This window comes from Dysgonomonas sp. Marseille-P4677 (assembly GCF_016652235.1).
Classification (GTDB): domain Bacteria; phylum Bacteroidota; class Bacteroidia; order Bacteroidales; family Dysgonomonadaceae; genus Dysgonomonas.
On the sequence record NZ_JAEPKU010000106.1, the window covers coordinates 1 to 14,576 of the forward strand.

General features: G+C 36.4%; 10 protein-coding genes. All 10 read right to left on the reverse strand.

All coding sequences use genetic code 11. From position 1 onward, the window contains the following. Positions 1-146: 146 nt before the first annotated feature. Positions 147-1,025 (reverse strand): AraC family transcriptional regulator, encoded by an 879-nt coding sequence (locus tag JGH11_RS15065; protein ID WP_201113181.1) that lies wholly within the window; start codon positions 1,023-1,025, stop codon positions 147-149. Between the two features lie 46 nt (positions 1,026-1,071). Next, on the reverse strand, positions 1,072-2,238 hold the full coding sequence (locus JGH11_RS15070) for an AGE family epimerase/isomerase (RefSeq protein ID WP_201113182.1): 1,167 nt from the start codon (positions 2,236-2,238) through the stop codon (positions 1,072-1,074). Further along, positions 2,235-3,623 carry an MFS transporter gene (locus tag JGH11_RS15075; protein WP_201113183.1) on the reverse strand — a complete coding sequence of 463 codons (1,389 nt, stop codon included), beginning with the start codon at positions 3,621-3,623 and terminating at the stop codon, positions 2,235-2,237. The genes JGH11_RS15070 and JGH11_RS15075 overlap by 4 nt, the downstream gene beginning before the upstream one ends. A gap of 60 nt (positions 3,624-3,683) precedes the next feature. Beyond that, complete coding sequence (locus JGH11_RS15080; protein ID WP_370567607.1) at positions 3,684-4,859, reverse strand: glycosidase; 1,176 nt, start codon at positions 4,857-4,859, stop codon at positions 3,684-3,686. A 185-nt stretch (positions 4,860-5,044) separates the two neighbouring features. After that, positions 5,045-6,193: a glycoside hydrolase family 26 protein gene (locus JGH11_RS15085; RefSeq protein WP_201113184.1), complete on the reverse strand. Its 1,149-nt coding sequence runs from the start codon at positions 6,191-6,193 to the stop codon at positions 5,045-5,047. Positions 6,194-6,206: 13 nt separating this feature from the next. Beyond that, positions 6,207-8,423: a glycosyl hydrolase gene (locus JGH11_RS15090; RefSeq protein WP_201113185.1), complete on the reverse strand. Its 2,217-nt coding sequence runs from the start codon at positions 8,421-8,423 to the stop codon at positions 6,207-6,209. A gap of 10 nt (positions 8,424-8,433) precedes the next feature. Then, positions 8,434-10,107, reverse strand: coding sequence for a carboxylesterase/lipase family protein (locus JGH11_RS15095; protein WP_201113186.1), 1,674 nt, complete (start codon positions 10,105-10,107; stop codon positions 8,434-8,436). A 12-nt stretch (positions 10,108-10,119) separates the two neighbouring features. Beyond that, positions 10,120-11,625, reverse strand: a complete 1,506-nt coding sequence (locus tag JGH11_RS15100) for a glycoside hydrolase family 30 beta sandwich domain-containing protein (RefSeq protein ID WP_236264021.1) — start codon at positions 11,623-11,625, stop codon at positions 10,120-10,122. Between the two features lie 101 nt (positions 11,626-11,726). Further along, positions 11,727-13,406, reverse strand: a complete 1,680-nt coding sequence (locus tag JGH11_RS15105) for a DUF5060 domain-containing protein (protein WP_201113187.1) — start codon at positions 13,404-13,406, stop codon at positions 11,727-11,729. Positions 13,407-13,425: 19 nt separating this feature from the next. Then, the coding region (locus JGH11_RS15110) for a PKD domain-containing protein (RefSeq protein WP_236264022.1) at positions 13,426-14,576 on the reverse strand (1,151 nt) is incomplete at its 5' end.

Consider the following 14,576-nt stretch of genomic DNA (forward strand, 5'->3'; position numbering starts at 1 on the left):
GGTAATATATAAATAATAATGAAGAGGCTATAATTCTTCAGCCCGTCCAATTATCAGCAACGGGCGATTATACCAGATTCTCACAGAATACTGGTTTTTCTGCTGTAAATATTTACAGCAGATACAAAAAACTATAATATAGTGAATCAGATAAATATCCTTGAATCTTTATAATTTTCTCTAAATTCGCTCGGAGTACATCCTTTTTCCCGTTTGAAAATTCGATTGAAGTTAGACAAATTATTAAATCCACAATCTATGCATATTTCTTCTATCGGCCTGTTGGTATCTATCAACATCCGAGTTACATGCCCTAATCGTATCTCATTTAGCAGACTGACAAAATTACGCCCTGTCTTTTGTTTCAAAAATCGGCTTAGCGATGGCTCTGCCATTCCTACTACACTGGCAACGTCCGACAGTTTTATATTTCTCATATAGTTTTCAAGCATATAAGTATGTGTCTTTTCGACCCGCTGACTGTCATAGCTCTGAGATTCTGTATTGAATGTACGTCCCGACAACTCCCTAATTGAGGGAGATATAGATAAGGTATAGAGTATAGATAAAAGCTTCAATACAGATAAGGCACTTGCATACTCGGTACTTAATGATATTATTTCACTTTTCACTTTTTCAATAGTTTCTTTCGAAAAAGTAACGCCATATACAGCTCTGTCAAACAGTCCTTTTATAGATCTAAACTGATTTTTATCCAACATATTTCCACGAAATAAATTGGAGTGAAACTGAATCGTAATCTCTTTTATTTCCTCCGATTTACAGTTATGAGTAAACCAGCCATGTTCTAATGACGGAGAAGCAATGAAGGCTAACTCTAAATCATCAATCTCTTCAATACTATCTCCTACTATTCGCTTTGCACCTTTACCGTTTTCTATAAAATTAAGTTCATATTCATTATGAACATGCAAGGGAAAAGTAAATTCTTTCTTCTTCCTGGCAAAAACCATAAAACAATCTTTTTCGGATAAAGGTGTTATTTCTCTAAAAATATAACTCATAATAAAATAGGTTTTGATAAATAATACTATCTATACGATATTGTCATCAAACTAAATTAAAATTTTCTATCATTTCCATACACATTCTTCCATTGTGGTAAGGACATTTCCAGAACCCGGCTTTATCGTCTTGCTGATTTATCGAACCATCGGCCAAACGACTCCAATACCATTCACCTGCTTTTTCATCAATCATCTGTTCTTTTATATAGGTCCAAATTTGCTCTGCATATTGTTTGTATTTTATATTTCCTGAATTTTTATATGCATACATAAAACCGACAACAGCTTCAGCTTGTACCCACCAATGCCGTTCTTTATCTATCTTTTTTCCATTTTTTTCATATATCATTCCTCGTTCAGCACTTATTCCTTCAGCGGCTGCATCTGCAATTTTTATTGATAATAGTTTAATGTCTTCTCTTACCTTTAAATCATCTAATACTTCCACTGCTTCAAACAATAGCCAAGAAGCCTCGATATCATGTCCGTAAGAAATAGCCGTTGATTTTATATTCCACTCCTCATCAAAAAAAAGATTAAGATGATGTGTTTTTGAATCTAATATTCGCTTTTCAAAAATATTAATTAATCGCTTTAAGGCCTGTTCCAATTTCTCATTTTTCCATATCCGATATAAATTCGTATATGGCTCTAATACATGCAGATGTGTATTCATAGTTTTCTTTTCATTCTCGTCTTTTTCACTCAAGCGCATGTCGTCCAAGGGTAGCCATTCTTTTGTAAAAGCTTCAAAGTATCCTCCAAGTTTTTCATCATAACATTTTTCGATCAAATGAAAAAAATCGATTGCCAACTCTAACGCTTGTTCATTTTTCGTTGCCCGATAAAATTCAGAAAACCCATAGAGCATAAAGCCCTGAACATAGGTTTGTTTCTTTGTATTAACAGGATTTCCAAGATAATCTACAGCCCAGTAGGCTCCTCCATGAACTCTATCTATAAAATATTTTGTTATATAATCAAAAGCACATTGAGCGATTTTTAAGTATTCTTCCGAACCTAATATACGATATGCAGCCGAAAAAGTCCATAATATACGAGCATTCAATATCGCACCTTTATCGGCTTTAGGGTGTAATTTGTTATTACTATCTATACGCCCATAAAAGCCGCCATGCATATTATCTTGCATCTTATCCATCCAGAATGTAAGAATATTATCAGTCAGTTCTTTTTTAAATCCATTCATTTTCGCTCTCTTTTAGTATCTAAATCTGAGGTAATTTCTTTCAGCTTAAGTTCGGTTAATGGATAAAAATAAATAAATAGGACAGAAAGAAGTGTTCCGGCTGCCGGCAATAAACTCAGCATTAGACGAATACCATGTAAAGCTTCTTCTGTTTGAATAATATTGGCTTGATATCCCCAAATAGCTAATAACCATCCAGTCAACGCACCTCCGATTGACCATCCAAATTTTTGAGACATAGAAGAAGATGAGAAAATCAGCCCTGTTGCACGACGGCCTGTTCTCCATTCGGAATAGTCTGCTATATCGGCATACATAGACCATAGTAAAGGGAATATACTTCCGGCACAAGCACTAATTACTATTTGCAATATAAGCATCATAGCAATATTATCTTTTCCTAGAAAGTAAAATACAATACTAAACACTGTAGCAAAAATCATAGCAAAAAGATAAGTCTGTCTTTTGCCAATCTTATTTGAGATAGGTGTAACTAGTAAAATGCCTAAAATATTAGAGATTTGCCCCAGTACTAAGTAGATAGTAGTTAAAGATAGAGCTGATCCGAATATTCCCAGATTGAAGCTTTCCGGAGCTATTGCATAATATTTGAAATAATAAACCGCAGCCCCATCACGTATTGAGTTGAATATCAAAGCTGAAACTCCCGCGCCAAGCAAGATCCACCAAGGTCTGTTTTTCAGAAGATCCATAATATCTTCTTTCAGACTATTCTGAGATTCTTTGATCGGACGAATCCGTTCTTTAGTCCACCAAAAAGTACACAAGAAAAATACAACTGCTATAATAGCAAATACAACTGTTGTCATTGACCAACCCAACTTTACATTCTCCTCTGCACCACTGAAAAAATTGACTAATGGATCTATTAGAACCAAAGCTAATATACTTCCAAGAAATGCAAATATCATTCTGTATGATGAGAGTTCGGTGCGCTCTTTAGGATTGGAAGATATAACTCCTAATAAAGAAGCATAAGGCACGTTGATAAGAGAATAAATCATCATCATCAATGAATAGGTGACGAAGGCATAGATAATTTTACCTGTTGTGCCTAAATCGGGAGTAGTAAATGTAAGAACTCCTATGACACCGAATGGAACAGCCATCCACAAAAGATATGGACGAAATTTGCCCCATTTAGTTTCCGTTCGATCACTTATAAGTCCGACAATAGGATCGAATAGAGAATCCCAAACACGGGTTAATAGAAACATCGTACCCACTATTCCTGCTTCTATACCAAATACATCTGTATAAAAGAATAATAAATACATACCAAAAAGTTTCCAAAATATAGAAGATGCTGCGTCGCCCAGCCCATATCCTATTTTTTCTTTTAGCGTAATTTTTGTCTTATCCATAGTCTAATAAAAGGTAATTTAGCCTTCTTTTCAATATACAAAAAGAAGGCTGTAAGATATTTATTGTTTATTATTATTCTCTATTATGGATATTAAAGTCTGTACTGAAGACGCAGATCTGTAACCATCGGCAGCAGTATTTAAACAATAATCCAACAATCTGTCTATAGAAGATGTTGCCACATGCATACGTGTATCGCATGAAGCATAATATATATACACAGTACCGTCTTCATCCGTTATCCAACCATTAGAAAAAAGAACATTCGAGACATCACCAACTCTTTCGATACCGATAGGTGACATAAGATGCCCTGCCGGTTCGGCAATCAATTTATCTGGCTGCTCCAAATCTGTCAAATACAAATATAATACATAACGAAGGCCTGACGCACAATTTCTTACGCCATGCGCCAAATGCAACCATCCTTTTGGAGTTTTGATAGGGTGCGGACCCTCACCGTTCTTCAATTCTTTAACAGTATGATAATGACGGAAGTTAATTATTTTCTCATTTTTTGTTTCTGCATTTGTTATATCATCAACCAAACACCAACCGATACCGCCACCACTCCCTGCTGTGATAAAGTCGTCTTGTGGACGTGTGTATAAAGCATACTTACCATCGACAAATTCTGGGTGTAAGACTACATTTCGCTGTTGACTATTTGATTTTAAGTCCGGTAAACGCTCCCATGTTTGCATATCTTTTGTTCTAACAATACCCGCTGAAGCAATAGCAGAGGATAGATCACCTTTAGGTGCATTAGGATCTTTTCTTTCTGAACAAAAAACACCATAAATCCAACCATCTTCATGTGCAGTAAGGCGCATATCATACACATTTACGTCAGGATTACTTGTTTCCGGAATCACAACAGGAAAATTCCAGAAGCGAAAGTTGTCAATACCATTAGGACTCTCGGCAATAGCAAAAAAAGATTTTCGATCATAACCCTCAACACGTACAACAAGCAGGTATTTATCCTTCCACTTTATTGCTCCTGAATTGAATGTGCTGTTGATTCCAAAACGTTCCATAAAGAAAGGGTTGGTTTTGGGAGACATATCATATCGCCAAGATATTGGCACATGAGCTTCTGTGAGAATGGGGTTTTTATAACGTTCGAATATTCCGTTACCTGGTAAAACCTGCTCATTTTTTGTCGATATTAACTCCTCATATTCAGCTGTAACCATAGCTACCCGCTGCTCAAATAATTCTTTTGTCATCATCAATAGAGTATTTATTTCTTTATTAAACTGCTTTATTAGCAGAACCGATAATTATGTCAAGTACTGAATTATCTGCATAATCATTCAATGGCCTCCAAAATTTATCAAAAGATCTGCTAATATTACTGTTTTTGCTATTTATTCAATATATGTTTTTAATTCTCATTACGTCTTGAAAGATTATTTCAGTTTGTATTTAACTGAGGAATAAGCTTGTATTCATTGTTTGAAAAATCAATTTCATCTAACGTAATACTTTGTTGGTGATTATAAATTTCTCTTACTAAATCATAATTCCTATTTATAAAATATCCCCAAGTCATAAACCAAGACCAGGATGGTTGTAATTCATATTGCTCTACAGTTGGTAGTTGTCCAATCTCTCCCAATGATATGAGTTTCCCTTCTCCTAACGTAAGCAAATCATCATGATGAGATTGTTTATAATCCTGACGATAAACATCGGCAGCCAAAATATCCACATAATCGGTTCCCGGAAAATAATCTTTGTAAGGACCGGCCTCATCTCCTTCTATGTCTCTAGGAGCATTGGTATTCCATACCCATAACAGATTATTTAGTTTATGGTGATTCGTCAAATAGTCATAAGTCATTATCCATAATTTCTTGAATCCGTTTTCACCTGATTTATTACACCACCAAAACCAAACGCCGTTCATCTCATGATATGGACGCCATAAAACGGGGATTTTACAATCCTGCAACTGCTTAAGATATTTAGCGACTCCATCCATTTGATTCTTCCATGCTATGTTAAGTGCAGTTCCATTGGTCACTAATTGATCCCATTCTTCGGCAGAAGGCAGATTTTTGGCCCATCGCCAAATGTCATCACCATTACATTCATCACCATTGGTGGGAAAACAGCAATGCCACATTAATGTTATAATACGTCCTTCGGCATATTTCTTTTTAGCCTCATCGATAAGGCTCTGACGCAAATCGGAGATAGATCTGTTGTTAAAGATGCAACTGTCGTAAGGAACTGTAAGATTCATAGGTCCACAGTGCTGAAATTGATTGATATTGTCACCTTGAGCCATAAAGCTGAAATCACTCCCCCAAACAACTGGATATTTTCCGGTAATATTGTGCACTATGCTGTCATATCTTTCCATATTGCTAACAAAGTTGTGCTGTCCTGTCAAAGTATATTTACCTTGTATAGAATATAGGAATTCAAGTAATTGTTTAGCTTCCGGTGTCACATTCTTATTAACAGGAGGAAATCCTATCGGCTTTGTTTCAGAACAACTAAAGCCTATAAAACAAAATGCGATGGCTATTAATATATATAGTTTATTCTTTCTCATGATTCTTAATATTTTATTTTATGCTAACACCTTCCGGCATACTGTACATATTGGGTAAATCTTTTTCGAACAAGGTGAAATTATCCTTATAAAATTTCAGAAAGTTATCAGCAGACGCATCTTGGGGATATGGTCCATAAGCGTGCTTGGGATTATCATTTCTCCATGCAACTACCATACTCACTTTATGTGCTTTGAGAGGGATAAGGACATCCTCCGTCCAATAATCGATAGTATGGTTATTTTCGAGCCCTGTTTCTGTAACACCTACAGGCTTTCCTAAATACGTTGATAGTTCTTCCATTGCCTTTAGGTTAGATTTGAATGCTTCAGTATTTAGTCCATGGTAGCAATCCATTCCCAGAAAATCAACATAATCATCCCCTGGCCATCGATACAATAAACGACTTTTCGGATCAGGATATACTTCATCCATTTGTGGAGAAATAGAATAAATGACATTGTGTACTCCTTTTACATCCCGTAGATAGTGAACAATAAATCTCCAAAATGTGATAAACTCTTCATTCGTAGTAGCGGTTGAACCCCACCAATTCCATTTTTGGGTATGTTCGTGAAGAGGGCGGAATATTACGGGAATCGGCTTTCCATTATCATCTTTCATTGCATGTAAGGCTTCGGCTACATTATCTAATATTTTTTTATACTTGATATTCATTGGGCTGCCTTCCACCAAAATCTGATCAACAACTTTTGTATTGTCCCAAGATGTTCCAATCGGATATGCTGCACCTTCAGTTTCAGTTAGTGGATTATTTTGATGCCACACAAGCATACTGATGCCGCCACGTTTATAAGTTGCTTTTATAAAGTCAATTTTAGTCTGATTGATACGATGCATATCTAAACTATATACGGCGGGATAATCTCCTGTAATATCTTTAACATCACTTCTATCCTGATCTCCTCGCCAACCGATACCATATGATGGATAATCGTGATGTCCAAACATAACACCCCGCTGACTTATCAGCCACAAATTGGCAAATAAAGCTTTAGTTTCAGTTGTAGCTAAAGGATCGACCATAGAAAGTTCTATTGTTTGCTTTTTAAACAATTGTTGCGAAAAATTGTAAAGTTGTTGTCTCCAAAACTCCCATTCATGTCCATAATTCGAGTCATGAAATTCATTTTTTATACCTCTCTTATTCAAATCTTCGACAAAAGATTTATGTCCTTCATAACGTGGATCTTTTACCCCACAACTAATCCAGAGTAACTTTAACTTATCATTAATTTCTTTCACATTGTCAATTACTCCGGGCATATACTTTTCATAATCAAATTTATTATCGCTAAGTACGCCCGCACTAAATTGCCCTATGTATGAGAATTTATCCAGATTGCGCATACCTATAACAAAAGCCTGTCCTCCTCCCATAGATAGTCCGGCTATGGCTCGGCCTTCTTTGTCTCTTTTTACTCTATATGTTTCTTCTATTAAAGGAATAATATCATTAATCAATTCATTCTCTAACATTTGCATCCCCTCAGGGGTACTACCTCCAGTCCAAGAGCCATCTGTAAAACCATTGGTCATTACAATAAGCATGGGTTCGGCCTTTTGTACTGCAATAAGATTATCTAATATAACAGCTGCTCGTCCGTCATCGACCCAACTGCTTTCACGGTCTCCTCCCCCATGACGTAAGTAGAGTACAGGAAATTCTCTGTTGCGTTGTCGTTTATATTCGGCTGGTACATAAACATACATCTTACGAGGTCTATTTAACTGTGTAGCAGAGTAAGTTAAAATATGGATATCGCCATGGCGCACGTCTTGTATTTCATCATATCTGGGAGATTTCCCATGTACCTCTACAATATTTCCATAAACAGACGTACCCACTTTTATATTAGCATTTGCCATGTCTGGTATGAGCACTCCGTCGATTTCAAATATATACTGATAAATACGTGGCGCAACAGGAGGTATAGTTATGCTCCATATTCCATTTTCACCCTTTTTCATAGCCTGAGGTATAACATCCCATTCATCAAAATGTAACATTACTTTCTGTGCATTAGGTGCTTTTATCCTGAATGTTATACTATTGTTATCATTGACTACAGGCGAAAATGGAGGCTCAGCAGGCTTCCACCATCCCTCGGTACTAAAAGAGCTTTTCTTTTCCTGAGCACTTAATTGCGCCCCTACTCCTATAAGAGAAAGTGTTACCAGAATAAGGTATATAATTTGTTTTTTCATATTAGTTTATTTAATCAAGAGTTAAACGAGCCTCGCGATCGGGATCATTTTTGACTTCACATACATCATTGAAAATCATAGTTTCGCCTCTATCCGGAGAAAACTGTGGCCATTTAGGAAGCGACTCGCAATTAGGGTTTCCTGTTCGAGCAAAACTTAGTAAAGCATCAGTCATTTTATATGCTAATTTGCGCGGTCTTTCTCCTCCTCCCGAATGAGTTATCATAAGATCTGTATTTAAAAACCAAAAGCTAATATCAAGACAATGAAATGCTCTCATACGATTATCGAACAAAGGCGGACACCATCCAAACCAAGCCATATAAATAGGTGAAGACTGCTTCGATTTGGCTGTAGCGGCTTCTACTATGGTTTTTCGATTAGAATAGATTAATGATAAAATTTCTATTGGTTTAGCATTTGGGAAAACCTTTATATAAGTATCTACAATAGTATTTGTTTTGTCTCTATAACTGTTTTTCAGTATATCCTTCACTTCCTCAATAGAAATCGTTTCCATACTTGCATTCGTCCTACTAGGAGAACTTTCATGGAAAGTTGAGCAAAAGATCATTGGTATGTCCGGAGAACCGAAGGAAGGGTTTGAGTAAAAAACTTCTTGAGGAATATTAACTCCATCAGCTACAGGGGCAAAGCTTCCACGACGCATCCCTGAACCGCCAATATCTTTCTCATATTTTTTAGCTGCACGATGAGCCAAACTCATATATTCTTGCCATGGCATTTCTTGGAGTTTGTCTATATTTTTAGAAGTAAGCTTTGCTTCTTTCAGAATATACTCTCCCAATTTTTGAGAATATTCTTTATCATTGGCAGTTATAGCAGAGCCGCTAAGAGAAACAGCTTTATGTATTAATCCTTTTGCTGCCGGCATAGCTGTAAGAATAGATACTTTTGCTCCACCGCCAGATTGTCCGATAACTGTAACATTATTAGGATCACCTCCAAAATTTTCAATATTTTTATTTATCCATTCAAGAGCGGCTACAATATCTAATATACCAACATTGCCGGAATCTTTGTATTTATCTCCTCCTACCGAAGAAAAATCAGTAAAACCAAAGGCTCCAAGCCTATGATTAATAGAACAATAAACTACATCACCGTAACGAGCAATATTCTCTCCATGATATCCATTTTGCTCTATTCCATTTCCTCTCAAAAATCCGCCACCATGCAACCAAACGATAACCGGACGCATCTTTCCATCAGCAATCGCTTGTGTCCATATATTTATAGTCAGACATTCTTCACTAACTTCATCGTAGTTCCACTGATCAATAAACATATCATAGGAGGTAGATGCTCTACTATATATTTCTTGCGGGGCGGAGTTGCCATAAAATACAGTTGGACGTATTCCTTCCCATGGTTTATGCTTTTGAGGAGGCATAAAGCGATTTTCTCCAGAGGTACTTGCCGCATACGGAATCCCCAAAAAGGTATAAATATCTCGCATAATGTATCCTTTCACCTTGCCTTCTGTAGTTCTGGCAACGGCAATATCTTCTCCTATTTGTACCTGTATTTTATCCAGATCTCTATTACTATTAGCCTGTGATAATTGCGACGAGCAAGAAGACAAAGAAAATATAGGATTTACACTCAAGGCAGCAGTAGCCAATCCCATATTTTTTATAAATTTCCGTCTATTTGATTTCATGATTTTTCTGTTTTAAAAGCTTTGCCAAACATATGTACCAACCGATCCGGGAAAAAGCCTTAGATTGGCATATAGTCCTTTATATTGTATCTTTACCGAGTTTACTGACCAAGTATCATTGGCTATTATCAGCACAATTTTTCCATCAGGTGTTTTAAATGCGACATTGGGTAATACATTGCTATGATCTACATATGTCGCACGCCTAACTTCAGATCGCTCTTCATCTTCTGTTATGTCCACACCGGGATCAAAAGTATGAGTAGATGCTATACGTACAGACCCTGGACGAGCAAATTTTGAGGCATGAGCCATCGTATAATAGGCTATATTACGAGTAACCTCATCTCCGTTAATGGTGATAGCTCCCTGACACATGCTACATCCTCCGTTGTCGGTATGAGGATCATTGTTTGGATCTGCTGCGAAATTCCACAAGATTGAATTCCGGCTCCAATTGCGTATTACATCTACTACAAGGCGCTTTACAGAAGCAGCAATATTTATGTTAGGGCTATCTGGTTTTTCGGTCAACATTTGTTCTGTGAAATATATGTTTTTATCAGGACGAGCCATTTGTACAGTAGACATTCCACTAAGATATCCCCGATAGTGATGAAAGGCTGCCCCATCTACATATTGTGCGGTTTCCGAATCGCTTAATATCGCCAGAGGATAGTCCGGACGATCGCAGTTATGGTCAAAAATAATAATCTTTGTATCCAAATTCGCTTTTCTGAATGCAGGTCCTAAATGTTCTTTTACAAATTCTGCATGTTCTTGAAAATACCAAGGCATACTTGGTGTATTACGAGAATTTAGAGGTTCATTTTGTATAGTGACTGCATCGATTCTGATGCCTTCCTTCTTCATTTCTTGTATATACTTTACAAAGTAACGAGCGTATACGTCATAACATTCGGTCTTCAGAGAACCACTACGTACATCGTTGCTCGTTTTCATCCATTTGGGGGCAGACCATGGTGAACTCATTATTTTTATATTAGGATTAATCGCCAATACTTCTTTCATTATAGGGATAATATCAACACGATCCTGACCTAGATCAAATTTTTTTAATTCAAAATCTGTTTCACCATCTGGCAAGTCATTGTAGGAATAAACAAAGTTGTTGAGGTCTGAAGCTCCTAGCGATAGCCTTATATAGCTAAATCCTACATTATTACCATCAGTAGCGAATAATTCTTTTAATATTTTCATGCGTGCTTCTTTACTCATTCTATTTAGATGAAAAGCACTTCCTTCGGTCATTGCAAACCCAAATCCATCTATTGATTGGAATTCTTGTCGATCGTTGATTATAATGGGGAGCCCCCTGCCCTCTTCTTTGTTATTAAAGACTATATCATCTGCTTGCTTTATAAACAAAGCTGAACGATCAGCATTTGTTACCCAAGATTCTATTTTTATTGGCTCTGTATTTTGTGCTATCAGAGGACTAAAACAGAACATCAGTAGAATATGAATCAAGCTTTTATTTTTATAACTTATTTTCATTGGTAGATTTTGTTTAAAATAGGATAAAGACTATATAATGCTTTATAGAATAAATAATGTCGATAGATATAAAATCTACCTACCGACATTATAATTTACTATTAAAGGGGTTTAAGATGGTATAAAATTTCTTTTTGAGAACCTAGAGTTATTCCCTTCAGAGTGATACCAGTAGACGAAACTGATATATTTTCAATATTTCTATATAGCATTGATGCAGGCTCATAGCATTGTACTTTATACGATTTATTGCCTTTCTCATTAATTATGACGTCAGATATCAGAACAGATTTTTCGGGATTGAATAAATAGATAAATATCTCATTCCCGCATTTTACTCCAAAAGCATGAGAATTTCCAGCTTTAACTTCTACTTTCTCAAAAGATCCATTTCCTGCGGCAAGCATTTTGTCGTTAATCTCCCTTACTCCTCTAAAATAAGTTGTCATCCAACGATTATCGAAAAATTCCCACCACCAACTCATCGGTAAAACCGGAGTAGGAGAAAACATTCCATACCATAATCCGCGCTTGAAATCGATATCCATTCCATCAGCAAAATCATTGAAATTTTTCGACCAATCCCATTCAAATCCAAATTCACCAATAATATACGGCTTACCAAACTCTTGAGTATATTTTTCTATCTCGTCCGGAATTATTACCGTCTTATTGTATATATGTTTTTGATTAATATCTATGTCCGGCACAGAATTGAGACCTTCTATATCTCTATGTGAAATACTTGTAGTTACAATATGCCCGTAAGGATCTATTTCTTTTAGATACTTACTCATTTCTGTATGCCAGTCTACAATATCCTTACTTTTGATAGGGAATTCACGCCCATTATGTTGAACATTGTCTATTTCGTTGAAAAACTCCCACATAGCTATACTGGTGCTATATCCCCAACGAGCGACCAGGTAACGGAGCCTGTTCTTGTATCTTTGCTTTGCTTTTGGTTCCACAAAAAACTCATCGTAGGAGTTTACAAGACCACCTTCTCTTACATTAAAGCCACCCGGGCCAAGAGTTAACATTATATATAAGTTTAGTGATTCTGATAACTTTATTAAATCGTCTATTCTGGCGATTGCACTAGGATTGTAAAATTCATCGGACGGAGTGTATCTACTGTTATTGTAATCTTCCTTTTTATAATCAAAAGGTAAGTTCCAAGAGCAAATCCATGTACGATAAAAATTCCCTCCATTTTTAGCAAAATCGGTGAGCATATAATTATAGTTATAAATATCTGCTCTTTCATGAAGTTCTTTGAAGTATCGTGAGTCATCATTATCGCGCGATTCCCAGCATATATTTTCTGCTACACCTCTAAAAGGCTTACCATTATCAAATTGCAACACCCAGTTATCTTTCGTATGTAAAAAGCCTGGTTTGTCTGAAACCTTTGATTCAAATGTATAAGCCTTTGATGTGGTTGACTTTTTTCCTCCCTGCGTTAATTTGAATCGATATTCATACAATCCATTTTCTTGGGGAGCAAAACGAGCTTTCCACAAAGAGACTTTTCCACTTTCTCCTGATTCATAATAGCAGGGTAACAATAGGCTCTTACCTGAAGGAGTAGATATAATCATATCAAGGGTAACATCTTCTTGAAGAAAGGGGTTTTTCCATTTTGCAATTAGCTCTATATCTACATCAACCCTATTGTATTGCTCGGGGTGAGTTGTCAACATCTTTACATCTTTTACCTGAGCAAAAGATTTAAGACAAAAAAAGAGTATTAAAAACAGGAAATATCTTTTTCTCATTTTCTATTTATTTAAATTATTAATCTTCCTGAAGCTCAAAAAGAACTGTATCTACCAATATATCACCTATTCCAACCTGAGTCAGAGTTCTGATACCGATATATACCATACGTGTTTCCGGGGCGGTATATATAGCTCCATTAGTAGCTCCTAAACCAAACTGTCCATTCCATTGACATATTTCGTATAAGTCACCATCTACTGCAACAGATGTATCGTTGCTACCCCAACCATTCCATGTATTAAGGGCTAAAAAATGGTTGGTATTAGGGTTTCCATTTTGCTCAATGAAATCAGCCGCACTATTAGCACTTGGAGCTATATAAAACTGTAAGAATCCTTTTTTCCCTCCAGCCGGGGCCTTTATTTGAGCACTCAATTTATATCTCTTACCTGCTTCTACCTGAACACCTTGATAAATCAAAGAACCGGCATTACCGACAATACCTCCAAAGCGGAAACATGGACCTGTGCCTGTTATCGGTTTGTCTCCTTCATAACCGAAAGTTAGGCTCATTCCGTCTAGTAATACTTTCCAGTATTGCTCAGCATCGGCATCCATTCCACTTCCTTTCAGTAAATTCATATTTTTGTTTACTTGAATTTTTTGCGAGAATTCTTCAACATCACCAAGCAATCCAGTAGCCTTCATTTTTATAGTATATTCTCCTTCTGCAGGGAATGTATGACTGATGGTTAGTCCCCCTCCTGTTTTCCCGTCACCAAAATCCCATTCGGCAGAAACAATATTTTTTGAAACAGTTCCATTAAAAAATACGGATAATCCCAATTCGGGAGTGTAGCTAAAAGAGGGTTCAAGTCTGCCTGCAACTAAGATAGGCTCACTTGAAACTTGATCAGAATATCCTGCATTACTATTTACCTTGAGTGTCACTACATAATTCCCGGCAGTAGCATAAGTATGTTCAGGTGATTGTTGAGTAGAAGTCGTTCCATCACCAAAATTCCAATAATATGACTCGGCTCCTGCAGATTGGTCTACAAATTTTACATTCATGGCATCGGCTTCGAACGTAAATTTAGCAACAGGAACGTCTCCTTCAACTATTTCAGAACTTATAATATCATTATCTCGGCATGATGAAAATTCTATAATTAGCAGAGAAAGACAAAAGATATACAGAAATAATTTTTTATTCATCTTATATC

Bases quoted from the DNA above. Each gene is read 5' to 3' on its own strand.
- JGH11_RS15070 (WP_201113182.1), bottom strand. From the start codon at position 2,238: ATGAATGGATTTAAAAAAGAACTGACTGATAATATTCTTACATTCTGG.
- JGH11_RS15105 (WP_201113187.1), bottom strand. From the start codon at position 13,406: ATGAGAAAAAGATATTTCCTGTTTTTAATACTCTTTTTTTGTCTTAAA.
- JGH11_RS15085 (WP_201113184.1), bottom strand. From the start codon at position 6,193: ATGAGAAAGAATAAACTATATATATTAATAGCCATCGCATTTTGTTTT.
- JGH11_RS15065 (WP_201113181.1), bottom strand. From the start codon at position 1,025: ATGAGTTATATTTTTAGAGAAATAACACCTTTATCCGAAAAAGATTGT.
- JGH11_RS15100 (WP_236264021.1), bottom strand. From the start codon at position 11,625: ATGAAAATAAGTTATAAAAATAAAAGCTTGATTCATATTCTACTGATG.
- JGH11_RS15075 (WP_201113183.1), bottom strand. From the start codon at position 3,623: ATGGATAAGACAAAAATTACGCTAAAAGAAAAAATAGGATATGGGCTG.
- JGH11_RS15080 (WP_370567607.1), bottom strand. From the start codon at position 4,859: ATGATGACAAAAGAATTATTTGAGCAGCGGGTAGCTATGGTTACAGCT.
- JGH11_RS15095 (WP_201113186.1), bottom strand. From the start codon at position 10,107: ATGAAATCAAATAGACGGAAATTTATAAAAAATATGGGATTGGCTACT.
- JGH11_RS15090 (WP_201113185.1), bottom strand. From the start codon at position 8,423: ATGAAAAAACAAATTATATACCTTATTCTGGTAACACTTTCTCTTATA.